Genomic DNA, 23,492 nt, shown 5'->3' on the forward strand with positions numbered 1-23,492 from the left:
ACGGAGATCCACACGATGAAGCGCCTTCCGCGTATCGAGCAGTACGGCCTGATCGGCGACATGCAGACCAGTGCCCACGTCTGCGACGACGGTTCGATCGACTGGCTGTGCTTGCCCCGCTTCGACTCGTCGGCCGTCTTCGCCGGCCTTCTTGGAACGCAGAAACACGGCACCTGGAGGATCGCTCCGGCCGCTGCCGCTGGCCGTTCCAGCTCCCGCGCATTCGCCGAGCGCCAGTACCGCGGTGACTCCCTCGTCCTCGAATCGGTATGGCGTACTCAGACCGGATCGGTCCGCGTCCTGGACTTCATGCCACCGCGCGACGGGGCACCGCAGGTGATCCGGATCGTTGAGGGCGTGACCGGCGAGGTGGAGATGATCTCGACCATGCGCCCGCGGCCGGGATACGGCAGCGTCAGCCCGTGGATCCACGAGGTCGGTGGGCGCATGGTCGCGGAGGCCGGCGCGGACGCTCTGTGGCTCGACACCTGCGTGCCGCAGGCGGAGAAGGACGGCGTCGTCGTCAGCGCTTTCGAGATCAGCGCTGGGCAGAGCGTGGCATTCGTGCTCAGTTGGTGCCCGTCCCACGCAGCCGCGCCCGACGTGCCCGACCCGCATACCGCGCTCACCGAGACGCTCGCCTTCTGGCAGGACTGGACGGAGGGGTGCACCTACGACGGGCCCTACCGCGAGGCCGTAATCCGGTCCTCGATCACGCTGAAGGCCATGACCTATGGACCGAGCGGTGGGATCGTTGCGGCGCCGACCACGTCGCTGCCCGAGGAGGTCGGCGGCGGACGGAACTGGGACTACCGCTTTACCTGGCTGCGCGATGCTTCCACCACCTTGGCCGCGCTGCTCGGGACCGGGTACCGGCAGGAGGCACAGGCATGGCGGCGTTGGCTACTGCGCGCCGTGGCCGGCGATCCGGAGAACCTGCAGATCATGTACGGGATCACCGGGGAGCGTGACCTGCTGGAACGGGAGCTGCCCTGGCTTCCCGGATACGAGGGCTCAACCCCGGTGCGGGTCGGAAACGGGGCCGCGGACCAGCTGCAGCTCGACGTGTATGGCGAGGTGATCGAGACCTTGTACCTCGCGCACCAGAGTGGAGTCGCTCACTGCGCCGCCACCGCGGTCTTGCACCGGCGGCTCATCGAGCACCTGGCGCAGCGGTGGCAGGAACCCGACGAGGGAATCTGGGAGATCCGCGGGGCACGCCGGCACTTCGTCCACTCGAAGGTGATGGCCTGGGTGGCGGTCGACCGCACCATCCGCCTGGCCGAGGGCGGCGCACTCGACATCGACGTGGCCCCTTTGATCCAGCTGCGGGCGACCATCCACGACGAGGTCTGCGCCAAGGGTTTCGACCCCGTGCGCAACACGTTCACCCAGTCCTACGGTTCGCAGGAGCTGGACGCCGCCACCCTGCTGATCCCCCGCGTCGGCTTCCTGCCGCCCGACGACCCCCGCGTCATCGGCACCGTGGACGCGGTACGTCGTGAACTGACCACGCCGGACGGGCTCGTGCACCGGTACCCGACCATTGGGGCTCGTGCCGGGGTGGACGGGCTGCAGGGCGATGAGGGCACCTTCGTCCTCTGCTCCTTCTGGCTCGTCGATGCCCTGGCCCTGACCGGTCGCCTCGATGAGGCCCACGCCCTGTTCGAACGCCTCCTGGTGCTGCGTAACGACCTCGGGCTCCTGGCCGAGGAGTACGACCCCGTCCAGCAGCGCCAGCTCGGCAACTTCCCGCAGGCGTTCAGCCACATGGGTCTGATTCAGAGCGCCCGGCTCCTGGATCTGCTGGCGACGCAGTCCTCCCGCCCCCGCGGTGCCGTCAGGGTTCCGGCGCCCCGCTCGACCTCACGCTTCACGCACCAGGCCCATGCAGACCTGATGCTGCAGCAGGCTTAGTCACCCCCACTTTTACGAGGATTCCCATGCCTGACAGCGCCTTCCCGGCACGGCCGGCCGCTACCGGCCACCGCAGACGGCGGCCCCCGGTCGACGCGTTCACGCTGCACCGTGCCCGCCGCGTCGTGGCACTGCCCCTGGTGCTCCTTGCCGGGCTGCTGGGTGCCGTCTTCGCTCTCTGGTCGGTGTCCGCGGTAGGCCCGGGTTGGCTCCTGGCCGGCCTGGTCTGCGGACTGGCTGGGGTCGCCATGATGGCGGCTCGCGGAGCGCAAACGGCCGCCGAAGCCGTACAGACGGCCGCGGAGGATGCCCAGGCAGCGGCCCTGGCAGCGGTCTCGGGGGCGGCGGCGGCCGTCGAGAAGTCGGTGCAGTGGTCGGCGGACGAGCTGTGCCGCGGAGGACGCCCGCCGCTGCCGGACCTGCAGACCCCTCAGTCGGCCAGTCCGCACGCCGAGATCGACAAGGCGCTCAGCGCGTTGCAGGTGCAGGCCATCGCGTCGCTGATACGGGTGCACGACGAGTCCCAGTCCGTCGTTCTCCTGGAAGTCCTGCGCCGCCTGGCCATGCGGGAGCACGCTCTGGTCGGCAAGGCACTACAGGCCCTGAGTCAGCTGGAGATGCTGACCGACGACCCGGAGCTGCTGGCGAAGATCTTCGAGATCGATCACCTGGTGACGCGGATGCGTCGCCAGGTCGAGAGCACGGCGGTGCTGGGCGGGCAGTCCCTGCGCAGTGTGCGCCAGCCTGTTCCCATCGCAACGGTGCTGCGCGGTGCGGTCTCCGAGGTCGTGCAGTACCCGCGTGTGGCCGTCGCCGCCGGTTCCGTAGGCGCTGAACTTGGCCTTCCCGGACACGTGGGTCCGGATTTGACGCACCTGCTGGCGGAGCTGATCGAGAACGCATGTGAGTGCTCCGATCCGGCGACGAAGGTGATGGTGCGGGCGCAGCGGGTGGCGAACGGGCTGGCGGTCGAGGTCGAGGACCGGGCCGTCCCCATGCATCCGCAGACGCGGGCTCAGATGAACCAGCTGCTCCAAGCCCCGGATGAGGTCGACGTCAGCGGTCAGGTGCGGGCCGGCCAGCTCGGCTTGCTGGTCGCAGCAAAGATCGCCCAGTCGCACGGGATGTCCGTTCTCCTGCAGGAGAACGTGACAGGAGGCACCACCGCCCTCGTCGTCATCCCGGCACGGCTCCTGGTAGCGATCCCTCCCGTCGACAGTGCGAGCGCGCCGTCCAGGGACACCCGCGCCACCGCGCCGCAGCCACAGCCGGTTGCCGCGGCTCCAGCCACCCCGAGGCGGGAGCAGGCCACACGCTCCGGCGCGGCAGGGGCGCCGGGAGCTGGAGAGGCACATCACTCTGCTGCGCCCGCTCTTCCCACGCGCAGGCGTCAGGCCGGCTCGTTCCGTCCGCCACGTGAGCGGGAGCAAGCCCCCGTGACCGCGGCGACGCCGGGGCTCGCAGCCGCCTTCCGCAATGGCTTCCGGGCTGGCGGAACCGCCGGATCTTCTCCGGCAGCGGCAGAGCAGCCCAAGCCCTGACTCGCCCCCTTCCCCCCATTGGAGCGACTTCTATGAGCACCCACCCTGAGATGAACAACGCGACCAGCGGCGCCCCCGCGTCCGAGACGACGGCAAGCGGACAGCGGGAGAACATGGCCTGGCTGCTGCGGCAGTTCGCCTCCGACGTCCCCGGCGTCACGCACGCCGTGCTGCTGTCGCGGGACGGGCTGCGGCTGCTGGACAGCGACGTCGACAAGGACTGGGCGGACGAGCTGTCGGCCGCTTTCAGCGGAGTGTCCTCCCTCGCGGCGAACATCACCGGCCCTACGCACAAGAAGAGGCCGGCCCGGCAGGTCATCATCGAGCGAGACGATTGTCTGTTCTTCGTCCAGAGCGCCGGTCGCAGCGCTGCCTTCGAGAACCACCCTGGCAACGAACGCGGAGTGGTGGACACCGTTCTGGCTGTCATCGCCACCACGGACGCCGACGCGGGCACGGTCGGGTACGAGACGGGCCGGCTGGTGGAGAAGTTCGCCCCCTACATGCAGATTCCCGTCCGTGTCGGCACGGGTGCTGAAGTCCGGTGACCGTGCACGGCCGCGCGGCCGAGGAGTCGGTGTTCGTGCGGACCTACACCTTGACGGGCGGGCGGACCAGGCCGCGGCACCTGCTCGCTCTGGACACGGTGCTGGACGCCGGACCGGGGCGGCCCGGCCCGGCGCAGGCCGAGGAATGCGTTCAGATCCTCGCCCTGTGCCGGGAGCGCCGGCGTTCGGTGACCGAGCTGGCGGGTCGGCTCGGTCGCCCCGTCACCGCGGTGAAGGTCCTTGTTTCGGACCTTTTGGACGCCGACGCCCTGGTCGTCCCCGTCACCTCCCCCTATGCCGCATCCGACACGGACTCGGACTCGGATGCCGGTCCCTCCACCCAGTTGCTGGCGGCCCTCTCGGCGGGCCTGAAGAGGAAGTGGCCTGATGCCATCGCCTACCCGCAGGCCGGGTGACCCGGCCATGGCGCTGCGGACGCCGTCTCGCCCGCATGGCGGCGCACCGACCGTGCTGAAGATCGTGATCGCGGGCGGCTTCGGTGCGGGCAAGACCACCGCCGTGGGCGCCGTCAGCGAGATCACGCCGCTGAGCACGGAGGAGTACCTGACTGAGGCGAGCGCGGACGTGGACAGCCTGGCCGGTGTCGAGGCCAAGCAGACCACCACGGTCGCCTTCGACTTCGGCCGGCTCAGCCTGCCCGACGCGCCCGTGCCCCTGGAGCTGTTCCTGTTCGGCACGCCCGGTCAGGACCGGTTCGTCGACCTCTGGTATGACCTCTCCCGCGGGGCCGTCGGCGCGGTCGTCCTGGTCGACACCCGCCGCCTGGAGAGCAGCTTCACACCGGTCAGCTTCTTCGAAGACATCCACTTGCCCTTCGTCGTCGCCATCAACCAGTTCGACGGAGCGCACCGCTACCACCCCGAGCAGGTCCGCACCGCCCTCGAACTGCCTGCCTCCGTACCGGTGGTCACCTGTGACGCCCGCGATCCGAACCACGTCGCCGGCGTCCTGCTGACCCTCGTCGACCACGCCGTCAAGAACGCAACCACGAGCCGCGTTCACCACGCACCCTCTACCACTCTCCAGGACGCCTGATGTCACAGCATCCCAGCGACCCCCACCTCACTCCCCAGGCCGCACCGCCCGCACTGTCCCTGCCGCGGCGCGACATGCGGGGCGCCGCCCGCGGGCCGTCCGTCCCGCCCGTCGCCGCCGCCACCGGGCCGCAGGCGCAGCAGGCGCAGCAGGCGCCGGAACTGGCGCAGCGCTACGAGCTGCTCGCACGCCTGGGCGTTCCCACCGTGGCCAGCGAGGACTTCGACGAGCTGGCCCGCGACATGGCCACACGAGCCGGGTTCCTGTACGGGTTCGTCAACCTCTTCCTGGAGGAGCAGACCTTCGTCGGACTGCACCAGCCGCCCGCGGACAGCGGGTACGTGATCGTCGGCCGCACGATGAGCCGTGACCACGGCTGGTGCCCGGAGGTCATGGCCCGAAGGAAGGCCCTCCCGCTGCACGACGTGCACGCCAGCCCCCGTTTCAGCGGCAACCACGTGGTCGACGCGGTCGGCATCCGCTCCTACTTCGGCGCACCGCTCATCCACGACAGCGGCACCGTGCTGGGCACGGTGTGCGTCATCGACCCCGAGAAGCGGCCCCTGAGCGAGGCCCGGCGGCTCAGAGACATCGTCATCGACGCCGGCGCCCAGGTGATGGACCACATCACCCGCGCGCCCGTCCGCTAGGCCGTTCCACCACCCCCACCCGGGAGCCGCAAGCGATCCCCGGCCGCTCCACCGTGCGACCTTCACCGAGGGAGAGGGAGACGACCATGCCCGTCACACCCACCACGCCGCCACCGGCGCTGCGTCCCTACCTCACCGCCCGCCACGACCTGCTGTGGAACGAGGCGGACGCCTTCGCAGCCGAGCACGTCGCGCCGCGCGCCGCGCGCATGGAGGCCGCTCCGGGCCGGGTGGAGCGCAAGGTCGCCGATCTCATGGCCGCACGGGGCTGGTTCGCCGTCACCGTCCCGGCCGTCTTCGGCGGGCTGAATGCCGGGCACGTGGCCAAGACCATCCTGATCCACCGCATCGCGCGCATCTCGGCGGCTGCCGCGGCCATCCTGCAGGCCACCTTGATTCCCGTCGGCGCTCTGCTGCACTTCGCCACCTACGAGCAGAGGTGCCGCTGGCTGCCCCGTGTCGCGGACGGCTCGCTGCTGTTGTCGATCGCCGTGACCGAACCGAGGGCCGGCGGACACATCGGCGGTATCGAGACCACCGCCGAACGGGCCGGCAGCCAGTGGGTGCTCACCGGCAGCAAGATCCATATCGGCAACAGCCACCTGGCGGGAGCCCACCTCGTCGTCGCCCGCACCGCCGAGACAGGCGTGAGCACCTCCCAGGCTCTGACCGCGTTCATGGTCGAATCCGACCGCCCGGGACTGTCCGTCCCTGACCACCGTCCCGGCCTCGGCCTGCACGGGTTCTCCGCCGGCCGCCTCGACCTCGACCACGTCCGCGTCCCCGAGGACAACATGGTCGGAGAGGTGGGCCAAGGGCTGAGCGTGGCCCAGAGCAGCAGCATCCTGTACGGCCGCCCCAACCTGGCCGCCGTCAGCCTCGGCATCCACGAAGCCGTCGTAGCCACCACAACGGCCCGTCTCAAGACCCGCTCCCGCTACCAGGGCACCCTGTCAGACCTGCCCGTACTGCGGGACCGCGTCGGCGGTATGGAGGCCCGCCTGCGCGCCGGCCGGATACTCGCCTACCAAGCCGTACACCTTCTCGATCAGGGCCTGCCCTGCGACGCCGACCTGATCAACGCCAAGTACCTGGGCCACCAGTGGGCCGCGCAGTCCGCGCAGGACGCCATGGAACTGCACGGCGCCCACGCCCTCGACGGCGACTACCTCCTCCAACGCCTGTGGCGCGACATCCAGCACACCTACCCGCCCGCCGGAACCGGCGAAGTCCAGCGCATACGCCTGGCCGACGCAGCCTTCGACGAAGACCACTTCCAGTGGTCCGAACGCCTCGCCGCCGAAGCCGCCTGGACACGACCCGACCCGACCGCGGCATAAGCCCCCGTGCGCGGCACCCCGTGAATCCAAACCGCCGCGCACGGGCCCGTGCCGCCGGCCCCCGCCCCCCGTCGGGGACCGGCGGCACCCCACCCGATGACCGCCCATCCCAGCCGAGAAAGAGACACCGTGACCCCGCCCGTGACGACCAGCGCACCGATCACCCCCCTGACACCGACCCTGCAGCGCATGGCCCAGCACCTCGCGAACGGCCTCACCCCCCAAGAGATCGCAACGGAGACCGGGCTGTCGGCCGCTACCGTCCGCCAGTACGTCCGCGACATCCGCGAGAGCCTCCATTGCCCGCCCCGCTGCAAGCCCCCGGTGATCGTGCACCGCCTGTTCACCACCCAGCAGGTGGCCCCTGCGACGGCGGACCGGCCAGCGCCGGAGCTCAGCTCCGAGCAGCTGCTGCTGATCCGAGCCGTCGCTGAGCACAGCGATGCCCGCGACATCGCAGTCGCCGCCAAACTCGCTCCCGCCGACCTGCGCGCCGCACTCGACCAGCTCCTGGACGAGACGGGCGCGCGGGACACGACCCAGCTGGTGATTCTGGCGCACGGCTGGAAGGTGCTGTCGGCCGAGCAGGCCCACGCGACGCAGAGCGGAGCGAGCCGGTGAGCAGGCCCCCGACCCCCATGGCCGGCGAGGAGCGACCGGCTGCGGCATCATTCGCGCCGGCGCCCCTGGCCGCCATATACGAGGTCCGCTCGTTACGCACGGACGCCGAGCGGGAGGAAGCTGCCGCCCTCGTCCAGGACCGTCAGCGCTGGCTCACCATGCGCGGACTGCCGGTGCCCGCTCGAGCCGACATTCCGGCTCTTTTCCGCGATCCGCAGACGAGACCGGCCGGGCTGTTCGAGGACGGGAAGCTCCTGGCCTGCATGATCCCCGACCGCGACCCTGTCCTCGGGTGGGGCAAGGGCCCGTGCCTCGTCCTCGGCTGCGTCCACACTCTGCCCGAACAGTCCGACGACATCACCCGGCTGATCACCCTGTGGGCCTCCGACTTCGCTGCCCGGCAGGGCCTCCCGGTCGTCAGGGCCGAGGCACTGGCGCGCCATGCCCTCGACGCCGAGCCCGTCGCCGCCCTTCTGCGTCGGCTCACCGACATGGGGTGGGAAGTACGGGGTTCCGGCCCTGGACGAGAGGGAGACCGAGTCACACGTCTCGAACTCACCGCCGAGCATCGGTCCGGGCTGAGCGCGCTGATCGGCTGCCACGTCCACGAACCGCACGCAGCCTCGGACGATAGGGGCATCGCGTGACGACCGCCGCACCCGTGCGGCCGGACCTCGCCCGCGAGCTGATCGCCCGCGCTGCAGCGTCGGCTGTTCACCGGGCCCAACGCATGCGCAACCAGCTCGATGCGGTCCAACTCGGCCGAGGCCGGCATGCCGATCACGCCAACACCGCGGTGCTGCGGCGCATCCTGGCTGAGTACGACTGGCCCGGCCACCGCCTCGTCGGCCCTGCCGCGGCCCGCGCCGCCTGGAGCATCGCCCTTCACAGCGACGACGCACCCGACTTCCAGCGCGCCGCCACCACCTTGCTGGAGCGTGCGGTCAGGGCCGGCGATGCGCTCATCCAGCACTGGGCGCACCTGCACGACCGCACCCTGATCAACAACGGGCACGCCCAGGAGTACGGAACCCAACTTTTCCTGGGAGCCGACGGCATCGTGCTGTGCCCGTTGCGCGCGCCGGAATCACTGGACGAGCGCAGAGCCCGCGTCGGGCTGCCGCCCATCGCCGTCGCCCCGCAAACGGTGCGCCGCCGGTATGCCCCGGTGCCGCGCGTCGAAAGCGCCCGGGCCGGGGCGCTGGCGGAGGCCGCATGAGCCCAGCCGCCGCCCCTCCCTGGCCGGTCGCTCGTCCACAACGTCGCCTTACGAAAGGACCCGTTCCGCTCATGAAGCTCACCACCGCCGTCCTCGCCGCCGGTGCGGCCCTCTCCCTCACCACCGCCGCGGTCGGAGTCGCCCGGCTGAAGCAGAACGCGCGGCACCAGAGCGAGCGGAACGACGCCGTCCTCACGCGCAACCAGCTCGACTGGCTGGCGCAGCTGTCCACCAACCCCGACCTCGCCAAGCTCTGGGCGCCCGAGGACATGGACGTCGAGGAGTACATGCAGCTGGTGAAAGCCAACCAGCTCATCTGCATCCTCAGCCTGCGCGACCGCCTCGGCTTCGTCCGTCACGGCCACCTGCCGTTCTACGCCGCGAAGCTGATGGAAAGCGACGTCTGCCGGCGCTACTGGGACCGCTTCGGCGACCTCCGCGCCCAGGAGGCCGAAGGTGATGAGCGCGCCGAGCACTTCACCAAGGTGCTCGACCAGGCCGCGAAGCACCGCGCGCAGGCGCAGCCCGCAGCGGCCTGACGGCACCGCACGCCCACCCCAGACACCGCGGGTCAGGCGACTACGCCGACCACCGCCGTCTGGCACCGATCTCCGGGACCCGACCGGGTCTCGGTATTCCGCACCATCCACCACCCCTAGGAGGCAAGCGTGACCGCCATCCAGACCGAGAGGCCGACCGCACCCGTGCAGGCGGACCTCGTGAAGTCCGACGACGACCCCTTCGGGCTCGACATCACCTTCATCGAGGGCACGCCGGCGACCGAGACGGTCCTGATGTGCAGCACGGGCGACACCTGCGGCAGCTCCTGCCCCAGCGCCTGCACCACCTCGTAACCCGGGTCAATCCCCCGGCAGCGCGGGCCGGACGGGGGTCACCGTCCGGCCCGCCCCCGCCCGCCACGCCAGAAGATGAGGAGAGCGCTGATGACTCGGCAACGGCCCTGCTGGTACGAGGGCGTGGGGCAGGCCATGCTGCGCGCCGCGGTGCACACGAGCGAGCCCACCATGCCGCCCTGGCCGGCGGCTATGGCGCCCGTGCAAGAGTGGCGTGCGTGGCTGAGCGCGGTGTGGTCCGACACCGATTTCCACCGGACGGTGTCGCAGGCGAGTCCTCACCTGGCCGAGCAGGTGCAGGCCATCCTTGACGGCCGCACGCCGAAGACGCGCCGGATGCGCCGGGCGGCGCTGGCCACGGCCCGCTACGCGATCCGCTACGCCCGCCGCTCCACCCCCTATGGCCTGTTCGCCGGGATCGCCCCGCTCGGCTTCACCCAGGCCACGTCCGTCCGCTTCGGCGAGGAGCACCAGGTCGTCACCCGCCCCGACCCGGTCGGGCTTGATGCGATGCTCAGTGCCTGGGAGAGCGACGCCGCACGCATGGCTATCGCCGAGGTCTGCGTCAACACGCTGATCCGGCGGCACGGCCAGTACATCCATGTGCCGTCCGAGGGCGACGCCGCCTTCCGCCTCGCCCTCAGCCCCGCGCTGCGTCTGATACTCGACCTGGCCCGATCGCCAATCGGGTACCGCCAGTTGTCCGACAAGCTGGCCGCGGAGTTCCCCGCCGTGAGCGGCACCGCGCGCGAGCGGCTTCTGGGTGAACTGCTGCGGGTGCGGCTGCTGCGCTCCTCCCTGCGCGCGCCCGCCACCATCACCGACCCTACGAACGTCTTACCGCCTGCGGCGCGCACCAAGGCAGCCGGCCTGCGGGCAGCGTGCGACCTGCGGCTGGACGCCGACGTGCGGCTGCCGAAGCAGGTGCTGACCGAAGCGGAGACCGCGGCGACCATCCTGGCCCGCCTGGCCACCCATCCGAATGGGACACCGGCCTGGCGGCGGTGGATCGAACAGTTCACCGAGCGCTACGGCGAGAACACCGCGGTGCCGGTAGAGGTGGCCACGGATCCCGACCGGGGCGTGGGCTTCCCGGCAGGGTTCGTCACGGCGAGCGAACCGCCCCGGCCGATGTCCCGGCGCGACCGCCTGCTGCTGGAGCTGGCCGGCACCGCCGCCGCGGAAGGCAGCCGCACCGTCGCGCTGACCGCAGCGCTGATCGAGGAACTGGAGGCAGCAGCCGGCGACACGCCCCAGATTCTGGCTCCCCACCTCGAACTGGCCGCACAGGTCCACGCCACCTCCATCCCTGCTCTGGACCGGGGCGACTTCCGGCTGCGCGTGCTGACCGTCTCCCGCTCGGCCGGATCGATGACCGGCCGGTTCTGGCACCTCTTGCCAGGCACTGAGGCGACGTACGCGAACCTGCCCACCGTCGATCCCGAGGCGGAACTCGCGCAGCTGTCTTTCCACGCCGGGCGGGTGCAGGCCGACCTGCTCACCCGCGCGCCGCAGGCCCTGTCCCGCGTCGTCAGCGTCGGGGAATTCCGCCGCCCCGAACCGCACGTCCTCTTCCCCCGCGACCTTGCGGTCACCGTCGCCGACGGCCGCCCTCAGCTGGTGGAGTCTGCGACGGGCAAGCGACTTGAGCTGCTGGCCCCCACCGCCATCAACTTCCTGTGGAACAACTACACCCCGCCCATGGCCCGCTTCCTCGGCGAGATCAGCCGGGCCGCCACCCCGCAGGTGACCTGGTTCGACTGGGGCGCTGCCTGGACCCTGCCCTTCACCCCGGCCCTGACCTACCGGCGCACCATCCTCACCGCCGCCCGGTGGAAGATCCGCAGCCGTACGCTGCCTGCCCGCACCGTCCCACTCCAGCAGTGGGCGGAGCAACTGAACGCCTGGCGTGCCCGGTTCGGGGTGCCTGAGCGGGTCCTGCTCGCGGAGGACGACCAGCAGCTGCCCCTCGACCTCACCCGCGACGTCGACCTGGACCTCCTGCGCGCGCACCTGGACGCCAGTCCCTTCGGTATCGCCACCCTGCACGACGCGCCCCCGGCGGGCGCCGACGGGTGGATCGGCGGCCGGGCCCACAGCATCGTTGTCCCCCTGGCCAGGCGCTCATGACCACGTCGACCGTGCCCCGCACGCAGGACCTGTCCGAGGGCGCCCTGGGGATGGCCCTGCTCGACATCGAGCGCCGTGATCTGTCTGCCGCCCGCCGCCACCTCACCCAGGCGACCGTCCGAGGGGTGAGCACCGGCAGCAACGCCAGCCTCTTCCATGGCGCACCCGCGCTGGAGTTCGTCCTGGCCCGCGCTCGCGGGGCCGGTGACGACGTCCGCGCGGCCGTCGACCGCGTGGTGGACGCCCGGCTCGCCGCCGCCCACCGCCGGCAGGCGACCGGCGCGTTGCCCCACCTCGCCGAATGGGACCTCATCCGCGGCCTGACCGGTCTCGCCGCCCTGCTGCTGGATCGCCGCCCGATCGCACCCAGGCTGCCCGACGTGCTCGCTTGCCTCGTCGCGCTCGCACCCCGCGCCCGCTGTGAAGGTCGGGTCGTGCCCGGCTGGTGGTCGCCGGTGGGCCCCGACGGCGCGGAGATGTCCGGTGGACACGGCAACAACGGCATGGCTCACGGCATCGCGGGACCCCTGGCCGTGCTCTCCCTCGCCCTGCGCGCCGGCGTCAGCGTCCCCGGACAGGAGGAGGCCCTCGGCACGTTCGCCACCTGGCTCGACCGGCACGGCACCCACTACTGGTCCACCGCAGCGCACCTGGACGCCGGCCAGCCGCCCGCAGCGGAGCCGTCCCGCCCGTCCTGGTGCTACGGCCAGCCCGGCATCGCCCGCGCCCAACAGCTCGCCGCGATCGCCCTCGGCGAGACCGCCCGGCGCCAAGCGGCTGAGGACACCGTCGAGACCCTCCTGACCGACCCCCTGCGGCTCGCCCGCATCACCGACTCAACGCTCTGCCACGGCTGGGCGGGCCTGCTGACCCTCACCCGCGCGGTCGCCGCGGACAGCCCCGCTCCCGCACGCTTCACCCCCATCATCCAGGACCTGCACCGACGGCTGGCCGCCGACTGGGAGCACCTGCCCAGACCCGGCTTCATGGAAGGCCGTGCCGGCGCCCAACTCGCCTTGAACGGAACCGACCACACCGGCTGGACCCGCGTCCTCCTGCTCACCTGACCTCGCCCCCGCCGCCTCGCAAGGAGTTCCCTGCCCGTGACTTTCGACGACGAGAAACTGCCGATCCCTCCGGACACGTCCTGGTGGCATGCCTCCGTGACCTTCCCCGACCCGCACGCGGACGCCGCGCGGGCCCTGGCGACCGCGCTGGCCGGGCGCCGCTTCCACTTCCTGCGCAAGGACGCCGGCGTGCGCCTGCGCACCGAACAGCCCGCCACCGACCTGCTGGACCAGCTCGTCGACGACCGCAGGATCACCGGCTGGACGGGCGGGATCTACGAGCCGGAGACGCACGCCTTCGGCGGTCCCGAGGGCATGGACGTCGCGCACGACGTGTTCTGCGCCGACAGCCCGGCCGCGCTCGCCGAGACCGGCACCCCCGGCGCCCGCGAGCGCAGCGTGATGCTGTTGTCCGCCATGATCCGCGAGGCCGGGCTGGACCCGTTCGAAGCCGGAGACGTCTACGCCCGGTGGGCCGCCCTGCGGCCTCCCGTCACCCCGCCCCAGGGCCCCGCGCTCGAGCAAACCGTCTCCGCGATGCGGCGGCTGATGAACGCGGACGCCGCCCGGCGCCCCGACGCGGAAGCGGGCTGGGTCGTGCGTGTCGCTGCGTTCGAGGACGCCGGCCGTCGTCTGCGCCGGCTCGCCGCCGACGGCCGACTGATACGCGGAATCCGGGCCGTCATCTGCCACCACGCGATCTTCGCGTTCAACCGCGCGGGCGTGCCTGCCGACGTGCAGGCCGCCACCGCATGGCTCGGCCGTCACATCGCCTTCTCCACCGGAGAAGGAGCTGACGTGTCCACCCGCAAGTCCGCATCCGCGGACCCTAGCCTCCCTCGAATGGAGACCACCGTGACACCCGTAACCGACCCCCACGAGCTGCGCGAAGCCCTCACCCAGCGCCTCGTCAACAGCGGCCACCTGCGCAGCCAGACGGCTATCGACGCGTTCCGCACCACCGACCGGCACGCCTTCCTGCCCGGCGTCGACCTGAAGAGCGCGTACAAGGAGGACGCGGTCCCGATCAAGCACGACGAACACGGCGAGATGATCTCCTGCATCTCCGCGCCGTCCATCGTCGCCACCCAGCTCGAACAGCTCGACGCCAGGGCCGGCCACAAGGTCCTGGAAGCCGGAGCCGCCACCGGCTACAACGCCGCCCTCCTCGGCAAGATCGTCGCCCCCGGCGGACAGGTGTGGACCCTCGACGTCGACCAGGACCTCGTCGCCGGCGCGAACAAGAACCTCGCACAGGCCGGCGTCGACAACGCCACCGCTGTGCTGGCCGACGGCGCGGCCGGACTGCCCGAACACGCCCCCTACGACCGGATCATCTTCACCGTCGGCGCCGGCGACGTCCCCGTGAAGATCCTCGACCAGCTCGCCCCCGGCGGACGCCTGGTCCTGCCCATGCGCATCCGCGGCAGCATCTCCCGCTCCTTCGCCTTCGAACGCGACGGCGACACGTGGAAGACCGTCTCCTGCGAGATGGCCACCTTCATCCCGCTGCGCAAAGGCGTCTGCGACGACGTCTACACCCTCGTGCCCATGGCCGGTGAAGGCAACGTCCGCCTGGAGACGTTCAGCGAGCAGGACGTCGACCGCGACGCTCTGCGCACTGTCCTCGACCAGCCGCAGACCAAGCTCTACACGGGGGTGAAGTTCCGGCAGGGCTCGCCGTGGGAGTGGCTGTACCTGTACCTGGCCTGCGTGCTGCCCAACGGCCTGTCCCGGCTGCCGGGCCAGCGTCCCGGGTTCACCCCGCACTTCGCCTGGGGCTCCATGGCCGCACTCGACGGCGGGTCGCTCGCGTACCTGACCATCCGCGAGGGCGAGGACGAGAAAGGCCGGTACTGGGAGGTTGGCGTGGTCGGCCACGGTGAGGACGGCGCCGACCTCGCCGAGCGCGTCGTGAACGAGATCCGCGCCTGGGACGCCAGCGGCGGCAACGACGCCCCCGAGCCGGGCTTCAGGATGGCCGTCGCCGACTTCCGCGGCCGGCTCACGGCGGACGATCCGCGCTTCGTCGTCGACAAGCCGTACAGCCGATTGGTCGTCGACTGGGCGCGCAAGGGCTGAGCCGGTGATACCCGCGATAGCCAGCCGCATCCCCCTGGTTCGCCGCACCAAGGCGCCCGCGCTCCCCTTGGAGGAGCGCATCAACCACCTCACCGGGCTGACCGTCGCGCCCGCAGGTGCGGGCCACCACGACCTGGTGGCCCGCGCCTGCGGGGTCCTCAACTACGCGGCGCTCATCGCCTCCGATGTCGGCCTGCCCGATCTGGCCGAGGACCTGTGCTGGCGCCAGCACCAGGTCTTCGCCGACGCCGGACGCCTCAGCGGACGGGTCGCCGTCATGTCTCTGATGCCGCTCGTCAACCTCGCACGGCTGCTGACCCGCGACGGGCAGGGCGAGGCCGCCTACGACCTGCTGCTCCGCCTCAACCACGCCGCGCGGCAGCGGGAGAAGACGGAGATCGGCGGACGCAGCGTCGACCTCTCGGCCCTGACCGGGACGGATGAGGAGCACCGCAGGGTGTGCCAGGAGCTGTGGGTCACGCTGCTCGTGGACGGCGCCCGCGCCCTCGCACAGGTCGGCCGGTGGGCAGACGCGGCCGACGCCATGGCCCAGCACCGTGGCATCGGCAACCGGCTCCTCGACGGCCGCCAGATCAAGATCATGGCCCTGATGGAGCAGGGCCTGGACGAGCAGGCCCGCCACCTCATCGATACCACCCGGCCCGCTGAGCCCTGGGAGAGAGCCATCGCCCTCCTCCTGCACGCCCACTGCCGGCCCGTAGACGCCCCCGTCACCGCGGTCGACCTCGACCGCATCGTTGATGAAGCCGTCCAGCTCCTTGCTCATCCCGATCCGCCGACCGCCGCCTTCCAGACCCGGACGGGCCTGTCAGCCCTGGAACTGGACCGCAGCGGACGCCATGCCGCCCGCCTGGTCGACTCCCTTGTCAGCGTCGCCCGACTGGATGCCTGCGCGGCACGTGACGCGCTGCACCACTCCGTCGCCGCGTCCGCCCTGGACGACCGCGCGAAAGACGCGCTCAACGCGGTGATCGCCGCGGCCGGACTGGGATCGGGCGTCCTGTCCGCCCGCCACCATGAAGCTCTGACGGGCGCGGTCGGCCACGCCGAGACAGAGCTGGAAAGGCTGCTGCAGGCCGAACCAGATCCCGGTTAGGAGGGAGGACGACCGGGAGGCCCCGCCGTGCTCCCACGGTGTTTGGCGGTGTCGGCGTTTCGGCCATTTCCTGCTCACAGCCGCTCCAAGCCGGACCTGGGATCCCTCGCCCGCGGGGTCGGCTGAGGCAGGAAACAGCGGGCTCTCCACCACGACCGAATGACGTGTGTTCGAAATCGCAGCCATGTCGTTAGACCTCACGACTCAGCCGCAGCGACCGTCCAGGGGGAACGATGACCTCGGCCATTACGCAGGACCAGCCGCCGCAACCGCCAAGGGGGACGGTGCCGGACGACGAACCGCAGGAGGCCGTTGTTCGAGAGGAGGAATTCCTCTACCGCGACGAGTCGAGGCTTCAGGCCGGCTCCCTGCTGACCTCCCGCACCATGGCGCGGCGCCTGCCCTCGCTCGTCCGGCGCTCGGTGCAGATGGCCTGGTGCGTGGACCGGGGCGCGACCATCGGTCTGCTGGTGTGCCAGATCGGGAGCGGCGTCCTCGCGGCCCTCGGCCTCTTGGCCGTCACGGGTACGATCACCGCGCTGATCTCCTCGGGCCGCATCACCGAGCGGCTGTGGGACGCCGCCCCGCAGCTGACTGTGATCGCCGCCGCCACCGGCTTGCGCGCGCTGCTGGGCATCACGGTCGTCTGGCTGACCGGCCGTCTGCGTCCGGTGCTCGGCCGGGCGGCGGAGCTGACGATGATCGAGGCCGCGCTCGGTGCGGAACTGGCCGCCAACAACAAGCCCGGCTACAACGACGCCTACGACATCGCCGACCGCGGCGCCCAAGTCACCCCCGACCTCGTCGAAGAAGCTCAAGACGTCCTCGCGGCCACCGCCACGCTCGCGGCCGGCGCCACCGTCCTGACCGTCCTGCACCCCCTCCTCCTTCCCCTGCTGTTCCTCGCCTGCCTGCCGCAAGCCGCCGCCTACGTCCGCTCCGCCCGCGTGCTCTACCTCGCCGGGCTGGAGACCTCCGGGCGGCGCCGGATGCTGGGCAAGCTGCGCTGGCACATGGCCTATCAGGAGTCGAGTGAGGAGATGCGCGCCTGCCTGGCCGGTCCCTTCCTCATCGGCCGGTATCGGAAGCTGGCCGCCTCGGTCAACGCTGCCGAACGAAAAGCTGCGAACACCGGTGCCTGGATGGGTCTGGCTGGGGCCGTGGCCGGCGGAGTCGCCTCGACCGCTGTGTGGGCGGCGCTGCTGTGGCTTCTGGCCTCGGGGCGGATGAGCCTGGCGGCCGGCGGCGGCGCCGTCTTCGCCCTCCAGACCGCCACCGGCTCGGTGCGCGGCATCATCAACGGCGGGGCGCGCCTGGTGCGCACGGGCTGGTATGTGCAGGACTGGCAGAACTTCCTCGACAACGCCCACGGTCAGGCCATGGCCGACTCCCGCGGCACCGTGCCCGTGACCGCGGCCCCGGAGCGGTTCGAGGTCCGCGACGTCACGTACCGCTATGACGGCGCTCCGAAGGACAGCCTGAGCAACGTCTCCCTGCACGTGCGGCGCGGGGAGATCGTGGCACTGGTCGGGGAGAACGGCTCCGGCAAGACAACCCTCTCGCGCCTGCTGTGCGGGCTGCTGCTGCCCACCGAAGGCGACGTGGCCTGGGACCACGCCTCCACCGCGGACCTGGACCCGTGGGGGGCGTGGGAGCACGTCGCGCTGGTGCCGCAGAAGTTCACGTACCTGCCGCTGACGATGCGCGACAACATCACCTTCGGGCAGGGCGACACCAGCGACGCTGCGCTGCTTGCCGCATGCGAGGCTTCCGGCGCCGCGGAGATGTTGCCGGGCCTGCGCTCCGGGCTGGACACCCTGCTGACCAGTGAGTGGTTCGGCGGGCAGCAGCTCTCCGGCGGGCAGTGGCAGCGTCTGGTCCTCACGCGCGCGTTTCACCGGCAGGCGGCGCTGCTGGTGATGGATGAACCCACGGCCGCGCTCGACGCCCGCGCTGAGCATCGGATCTTCGCCGGTTTGCGTGAGCTGGCCAAGGACCGCGCCATCTTGCTGATCACGCATCGGCTCACCAACGTGGCCGTCGCCGACCGGATCGTGGTCCTGGACGAAGGGCGGATCGTCCAGGAGGGCACCTACGCCCAGCTCACCCAGCAGCCGGGTCTCTTCCGGAGCCTGTGGGAGCTGCAGCGCCGGATGAGCGGCGACAGTTCCTGATCACCCTAGCCGTTCGTCGCTGCCCACTCGCCCGCCCACCGTCTCGGAAGGCAGAGTTACGTGCCCTCTCAGGTCTCCCCTTCGGACCACGTCCCACCGCGTTCGGCCCTGCCCGCAGCGCAGTACGCCGCATCCCGGCATGCGGCGTGGCTCGGCGCCGCCGCGATCATCACTGACCAGGTGGGCCGGGTGCTGCTGGTGCACCCCACCTATCGCAAGGACGGCTCGTGGCTACTGCCCGGAGGCGTCGTCGAAGCCGGCGAACATCCGCACGTCACCTGCCGGCGCGAGATCACCGAGGAACTGGGCCTCGATCTGCCCCTCTCGGCCGTGCTCGCCGTCCATTCCTTCTCCCCGCACCACCCCGACCTTCAGCTCGGCACGCCCTGCCCTGGCGAGGTCCGGTTCGTCTTCGACGGGGGAACCCTCTCCACCGACCAGGTGGAGGCGATCCGTCTGCCGCGCGAGGAACTGTCCGAGTACGCCTTCCTGGAGACCCGGGACGCTGTGCAGCGGCTGCGCCCGGTGGACGGGCAGATCATGCTTGCCGCATACCGTGCCCGGCTCGGGAACACCGCGACCGCACACCTCGCCGATGGCCGGCACATCCTCGGTGTCCCGGCGCTCGATCGCCATGACGTCCACGTCCGCTACCGGCCCTTGTGGGACAGCCCTCTTCACCGCGATCCGGTGCCCGAGCGGCTGCCCGTGCAGCAAGCCTGGGCGTGGTGCTTCGTCCCCGACGGCCGGGTCGTCGTCGTGGCCGACCCCGGCCCGCGGGGCGCGCTGCCGATGCTGCCCGGCGGCACCGTGGAGGCGACCGATGCGACGCCCGAGGACACCCTGTACCGCGAAGCGGCCGAGGAGGCCCAGCTCACCCTGAGCGATCCAGTGCGACTGGGCTGGGTGCTGGACAAGACGGGCGAGGTCTACGGCGGCGTGGGGCCCAACGCGAGGCTTCGCCTGGCCGCCCGGGTCACCGCCATCGGGCCGGCGGCCGTCGACCCGGCCACCGGACGCTCCTTCGCTCGCCTGCTCGCCACCCCTGCCCAGGCTGCGGCCCTGCTGGGGTGGGGCCAGCCTGGAGCGCAGCAAGCCCAGCTCGCCGCGGAGACAGCACGCGAGCGGTGGGGGCTGCCCATCGCTCGCACCGCCGCCGTCGAGGAGATCCCGGCGGAGGGGATGCTGCTGAGCTGACCCAACCGCCCGCCCCGCCTCGATCCCTCCCGCTCCATGCACCTCTGAGGTAGCCCCATGCCGTTGTCGCACTATCACATCCGCACCACCGTCGATGCTTACCTCGCTCGGCACCCTCACGAGCGCGACCAGCTCAGTGGACTCCTGCACGCCCTCGACCGTCCCACCGACATCGCCAGCCGCTCCACCTTCACCGGGCACGTCACCTGCGGCGCGATCGTCGTCGACCAGCTCGGCCGCGTCCTGCACGTGCTGCACCTGGCGAGCGGGAAATTCCTCGTCCCCGGCGGCCACACCGAGCCCGCCGACGAGTCCTTGGCAGCCACGGCGCTGCGGGAGCTGCACGAGGAGACCGGGATCCCGCCTCAGGCCGTCGCACCATGGCCCGGCTACGAGACTGTGCCGTTCGACATCGACATCCACGACATCGACGCCCACCCGGGCAAAGGCGAACCGGGCCACCAGCACTTCGACTTCCGGTTCCTCTTCCGCCTCCACACCACGACCGACGTGCCGCTCGTGCTGCAGGAGGAAGAGGTCGGCGGCATCGAGTGGCGTCCCGTGGACCGAGTGACCCAACCGACCCTTCGCGAGAAGCTGCTCAAGCTCCCATCAAAGACTGAGCCGGAGGAGACGGCCAACGCCTCCGCCCTGATCTACAACGCCTGTACGGCGAGGACTACGTCCGCCTCATTCCCGGCCCTCGGCAGCGCGGCCCGTGGGAGTGGGACATGCTCGCCATCCTCAAGACTCACCTCCTGGAGACGCCGGCGGATGCGACCACCCCTGAGCAGCGCAAGGAACTGAAGGCCAAGCTGCTTGCCATCCTTCAGGCGGCCGCGGCCACGCAGACCAGGGCGATGAAGCCCACGGTTCGTACTGTGGGCAAGCGAGTTCAGCCCAAGCGTCAGCCGAAGCGGAAGCGCTGACCCGCGAGACCTCGCTCCCTCCGGACCGGAGGCCACCCTGCCTGTCCTACCGAATCCTGGCCGTTACCTGCTCGATGTACGTCTCCAGCGGCTGAACCCCCATGTGGCCGCAACGCCTCGACCCGGTCCGGGTTGCGAGCGGGGCACACCTTTGTGCCCCGAGGCGGATCAGGCTTGCGTGTAGCGAGCGAAGAACTCGATCTCGGTCTCCGAGATGCGCCGCGGACGTCCTGTGTCCAGGTTGTAAGCGGCCATCTTGGTCGTGGCTTCGGCGTACGTGCGGTCAGCGTCCCGGATCGCGTATCCAAGCTCGAGCCGCGCTCCCCGGCAGCTGACGACCCATACATCCACGTCTACCGGCTCCTCTCGGTACACCAGAGGAGCGCGATAGTCCACGGTGGACTGGCTGACCACAAAGGCGTATTGACGGCGGTCGGCCTCGTCGGCGGGCAGCAGATCGCTGAACATCCGCGTCCGTGCTTCCTCTAGATAGGTGAGGAACAGCGAGTTGTTGACGTGCCCGTAGGTGTCCGCATCGGCCCAGCGCAGCGGGAGCGGATAGGTGTACTTGGTCATCTTGGTCTTCCTGTGTAGAGGGCAGGGTGCAGCAGAGGGGCGCAGGCTGGGAAGCCGTCCGCCGAGGCGGCTTCCCAGCGGAGCTGCTGGGTCTAGGGCTCTCGGCCAGTCTCCCGGGTATCCGGCTCCCCGCATTCGCGATCTTCGATCATGTTCAGGACATCGCGCAGCACCTGCTGCTCGGTGTCGCGCTCTTCGAGGAGTTCTCCGATGCGCGCGGCTGCTGCGTCGGCTTCTTCCGGCAGCGCCGCGCGAACCAGCTGAAGCATTTCGGCGCGGCAGGCGCCGTGCACGGCTTCCCTCGGTACACGCGCGATGACGGTGGCAGGCGAGACATGGGTTACTGACCAGCAGCCAGCCACCTCTTCCACCGCCCACACCACGGTGCGCTTGTCAGGTGACAGCGTCAGCTGGGCATTGGGGCCTACGACCCTACTGATCGCCGGCATCGGGATGCCGTTCCCGCCGGCCAGCGCTGCCGCGTCCTCTGCGTTCGCCACGACCATCCGGGAGGCCAAGGCCGCCGCTTCCCGCCTCCAGCGGGTCGCGGCGTCCTCGGCCACGCGATTCTGCGCGTGCCGCTGCGCAGCTTCCACATCGTCCTGGTTGGCTGTCGTGGCTGCCCAGGCGTTCCGGGCGCCTCCGAGCGCGTCGCGCTCGTCTTCGCCGCCCTCGACCCAGGTGATCACGACGAACCGGCACTCCGGCATCGAGGCGGGGTAGAGGACATGGCTGACGACCTCGACCGTCTCCCAGTCCAGCGCCGGCACGTTCATGCGGAACACATGGCCGTCGCGCGTCTCGCCCATGTCGTGCTCGGACTCCCAAACATGCCGGACGTCGGGATCCTTCTTGACCTTTTCGATCAGCTCACGCAGCTCGGCGTCATCCGGCTTCGTGGCCTCGGCGAACTTGAGTATCTTCACGTAGGCCGAGGCGTGCATGTCCCAGTCCTGGTACTGGGTACGCGCCTCCGGCGACGTCAAGGCCCACAGGATGAGGTTTGCCCCCGGCTCCATCACCCAGGGCCACCACTCGGCCATAGCGGTGTTGAAGCCCAGGATGTTCCAGTACTGGTCGCACAGGTACGCAGGACTGGGGAGCTGCCGGTCGATGAGCAGACGCAGGGCCTGCTGGAGTTCCGGCTGGCTCGCGCCGCGCGGCGGGATCAGGTTCGAGCCGATGTTGTACAGCAGCAGTGCGTGGCGCTCCTCGCGGTCCAGGCCGAGCAGGGTCGCCAGGGATTCACACTGCGCAGGGGTGAGCCGCGGCGGCGTCGCACCCTTTTCGATCTTGCGATAGGTGCGCTCGCCCATGCCCAAAGCCTTGGCCGCTCGGGGTTGAGTGACACCCGCAGCCTTGCGCCACCGGCGCAGCAGCGCACCGAAGCCCATGTACTGGCCGGCGGGCTGCTGCCCGCCGGCGCCCTTGCCGGAGGTCTCCTCTTCCGCAGCGCCAATGCTGTCAGGCTGGTCCGGTTCCGTCGCGGCCATTGAGATCCTCCCTCTCCTCTCGGACGGAGACGCCTGATTCGGGCATGAAAAAAGAGGGGCAGCGCAATTGCTGACCCCCGCCCTGCCGTCTCCCCACTACGACCATACGCAAAGATTTAGCCGATCTTGACCACGTGTGGCCTCGCCCACATACCACGCGGAATGCGTTGTTTATTACTCAACGGAATGTGGCGGTACTGAAGCGACGTTCACTGCCGAATCGGTCATCTCGCCAAAGAGTTCATGATCAATCCGTTAAACCGGCAAAAGTTTGCCGGTTTTCGTTCAGGGCCTCGCCGCCCGGTCTAGACCAGATCGCGAAAAGCCCCGCCCCCTCCAGGCGGATCACCTCATTCCGCTTACGCCGCAGGCGACTTACGGCCCCGTAGGGGAACCGGAGGACACGCGCCAGCCAACCAGTCTATGCGCGTAAAACGGGCAAAAGATCGCGTTGACGCCCTCGTGCGGCTTGGCTTAAATCCATCTGACCAGCCAGTTCCGCACGTAGTGGCATGAAGCACAGGGGGGCGCAGTGGAGATCATCTCCGGGATACGCGGAGCGATCCGACAGTTGCCTGCGTCACGGCCCGCGACCTCGACGCGCAGGCGCCGGTGTCGGCGCCCTCCCTCAGCGACTTGTACCGCAGCCTTTAGCTAAGTCTGGATCTTGTCGCGGCACCCGCATATGTTCGTCGTCCCTCGCCGGGCACCCCGCCCGGCGTCTGACGCCAGAAGGAGCGGCATGCGGTTCACGCGCGCCAGCGAGGTCAGGTAGCCCAGAAAACAGCGGCGGCGCCCGAGAGGTGCAACTCCCAGACGCCGTCCGCCAAATGGCACTCCTGCCCGTGCAAGGGCCGGAGATTTACCCACCTTCACCGCACCGGGCCAATTCCCAAACACGCCCCGGAGCGGCTTCCACTTCAGAGGAGAGTGTTGCATGCGCACTGCCCTGCGCAAAAGGCCGGTCAGTCCGGCCAGCGC

At 70.5% G+C, this 23,492-nt stretch carries 21 protein-coding genes; 19 read left to right on the forward strand and 2 right to left on the reverse strand.

Annotation, left to right across the window (positions count from 1 at the left end; translation table 11 throughout):
* Positions 1-15 precede the first annotated feature (15 nt).
* The 19 genes from IG88_RS0125700 to IG88_RS0125790 all read left to right on the forward strand — a co-directional run bounded on the left by IG88_RS0125700 (position 16) and on the right by IG88_RS0125790 (position 20,320).
* Positions 16-1,917, forward strand: a complete 1,902-nt coding sequence (locus IG88_RS0125700; RefSeq protein WP_031045749.1) for a glycoside hydrolase family 15 protein — start codon at positions 16-18, stop codon at positions 1,915-1,917.
* 26 nt (positions 1,918-1,943) lie between these two features.
* Positions 1,944-3,458, forward strand: a complete 1,515-nt coding sequence (locus IG88_RS0125705) for a sensor histidine kinase (RefSeq protein WP_031045751.1) — start codon at positions 1,944-1,946, stop codon at positions 3,456-3,458.
* A gap of 32 nt (positions 3,459-3,490) precedes the next feature.
* Positions 3,491-4,006, forward strand: coding sequence for a roadblock/LC7 domain-containing protein (locus IG88_RS0125710; protein ID WP_031045753.1), 516 nt, complete (start codon positions 3,491-3,493; stop codon positions 4,004-4,006).
* Positions 4,003-4,422, forward strand: coding sequence for a DUF742 domain-containing protein (locus tag IG88_RS0125715; protein WP_031045755.1), 420 nt, complete (start codon positions 4,003-4,005; stop codon positions 4,420-4,422). The genes IG88_RS0125710 and IG88_RS0125715 overlap by 4 nt, the downstream gene beginning before the upstream one ends.
* 7 nt (positions 4,423-4,429) lie before the next feature.
* Positions 4,430-5,062: a GTP-binding protein gene (locus IG88_RS0125720; RefSeq protein WP_031045757.1), complete on the forward strand. Its 633-nt coding sequence runs from the start codon at positions 4,430-4,432 to the stop codon at positions 5,060-5,062.
* Positions 5,062-5,712: a GAF domain-containing protein gene (locus IG88_RS0125725; protein ID WP_031045760.1), complete on the forward strand. Its 651-nt coding sequence runs from the start codon at positions 5,062-5,064 to the stop codon at positions 5,710-5,712. The genes IG88_RS0125720 and IG88_RS0125725 overlap by 1 nt, the downstream gene beginning before the upstream one ends.
* An 86-nt stretch (positions 5,713-5,798) precedes the next feature.
* Positions 5,799-7,052: an acyl-CoA dehydrogenase family protein gene (locus tag IG88_RS0125730; RefSeq protein WP_031045763.1), complete on the forward strand. Its 1,254-nt coding sequence runs from the start codon at positions 5,799-5,801 to the stop codon at positions 7,050-7,052.
* Between the two features lie 141 nt (positions 7,053-7,193).
* Complete coding sequence (locus tag IG88_RS0125735; protein WP_234332288.1) at positions 7,194-7,673, forward strand: LuxR C-terminal-related transcriptional regulator; 480 nt, start codon at positions 7,194-7,196, stop codon at positions 7,671-7,673.
* A gap of 74 nt (positions 7,674-7,747) precedes the next feature.
* Complete coding sequence (locus tag IG88_RS0125740; protein ID WP_031045767.1) at positions 7,748-8,320, forward strand: hypothetical protein; 573 nt, start codon at positions 7,748-7,750, stop codon at positions 8,318-8,320.
* Positions 8,317-8,892, forward strand: a complete 576-nt coding sequence (locus tag IG88_RS0125745) for a DUF6624 domain-containing protein (RefSeq protein ID WP_031045769.1) — start codon at positions 8,317-8,319, stop codon at positions 8,890-8,892. Before IG88_RS0125740 ends, IG88_RS0125745 begins: the two co-directional genes overlap by 4 nt.
* 71 nt (positions 8,893-8,963) lie before the next feature.
* Positions 8,964-9,431: a DUF6082 family protein gene (locus tag IG88_RS0125750; RefSeq protein ID WP_031045771.1), complete on the forward strand. Its 468-nt coding sequence runs from the start codon at positions 8,964-8,966 to the stop codon at positions 9,429-9,431.
* Positions 9,432-9,560: 129 nt separating this feature from the next.
* Complete coding sequence (locus tag IG88_RS39055) at positions 9,561-9,746, forward strand: FxLD family lanthipeptide (RefSeq protein WP_037836663.1); 186 nt, start codon at positions 9,561-9,563, stop codon at positions 9,744-9,746.
* A gap of 90 nt (positions 9,747-9,836) precedes the next feature.
* Positions 9,837-11,876, forward strand: a complete 2,040-nt coding sequence (locus IG88_RS0125760; protein WP_234332291.1) for a lantibiotic dehydratase family protein — start codon at positions 9,837-9,839, stop codon at positions 11,874-11,876.
* Complete coding sequence (locus tag IG88_RS0125765; protein ID WP_031045778.1) at positions 11,873-12,943, forward strand: lanthionine synthetase C family protein; 1,071 nt, start codon at positions 11,873-11,875, stop codon at positions 12,941-12,943. Before IG88_RS0125760 ends, IG88_RS0125765 begins: the two co-directional genes overlap by 4 nt.
* Before the next feature lie 36 nt (positions 12,944-12,979).
* Positions 12,980-15,025 (forward strand): methyltransferase, FxLD system, encoded by a 2,046-nt coding sequence (gene fxlM, locus IG88_RS41635; protein ID WP_031045780.1) that lies wholly within the window; start codon positions 12,980-12,982, stop codon positions 15,023-15,025.
* Positions 15,026-15,029: 4 nt separating this feature from the next.
* Positions 15,030-16,142 carry a hypothetical protein gene (locus IG88_RS0125775; protein ID WP_031045783.1) on the forward strand — a complete coding sequence of 371 codons (1,113 nt, stop codon included), beginning with the start codon at positions 15,030-15,032 and terminating at the stop codon, positions 16,140-16,142.
* A gap of 233 nt (positions 16,143-16,375) precedes the next feature.
* Complete coding sequence (locus IG88_RS0125780) at positions 16,376-18,316, forward strand: ATP-binding cassette domain-containing protein (RefSeq protein ID WP_031045785.1); 1,941 nt, start codon at positions 16,376-16,378, stop codon at positions 18,314-18,316.
* A 60-nt stretch (positions 18,317-18,376) separates the two neighbouring features.
* On the forward strand, positions 18,377-19,513 hold the full coding sequence (locus IG88_RS0125785; protein WP_031045788.1) for an NUDIX hydrolase: 1,137 nt from the start codon (positions 18,377-18,379) through the stop codon (positions 19,511-19,513).
* Positions 19,514-19,570: 57 nt separating this feature from the next.
* Positions 19,571-20,320 (forward strand): NUDIX hydrolase, encoded by a 750-nt coding sequence (locus IG88_RS0125790; RefSeq protein WP_078861611.1) that lies wholly within the window; start codon positions 19,571-19,573, stop codon positions 20,318-20,320.
* Positions 20,321-20,610: 290 nt separating this feature from the next.
* Here the strand turns inward: IG88_RS0125790 and IG88_RS0125795 are convergent, their stop codons facing one another.
* Both IG88_RS0125795 and IG88_RS0125800 read right to left on the reverse strand, forming a co-directional pair.
* Entirely contained in the window at positions 20,611-21,018 is a 408-nt protein-coding gene (locus tag IG88_RS0125795; protein ID WP_031045794.1) for an acyl-CoA thioesterase, read from the reverse strand.
* 92 nt (positions 21,019-21,110) lie between these two features.
* Complete coding sequence (locus IG88_RS0125800; protein WP_051852051.1) at positions 21,111-22,511, reverse strand: helix-turn-helix transcriptional regulator; 1,401 nt, start codon at positions 22,509-22,511, stop codon at positions 21,111-21,113.
* Positions 22,512-23,492: the final 981 nt, after the last annotated feature.

Origin of the sequence: Streptomyces sp. NRRL F-5650 (genome assembly GCF_000721365.1) — a bacterium.
Taxonomy (GTDB): Bacteria; Actinomycetota; Actinomycetes; order Streptomycetales; family Streptomycetaceae; genus Streptomyces; species Streptomyces ardesiacus.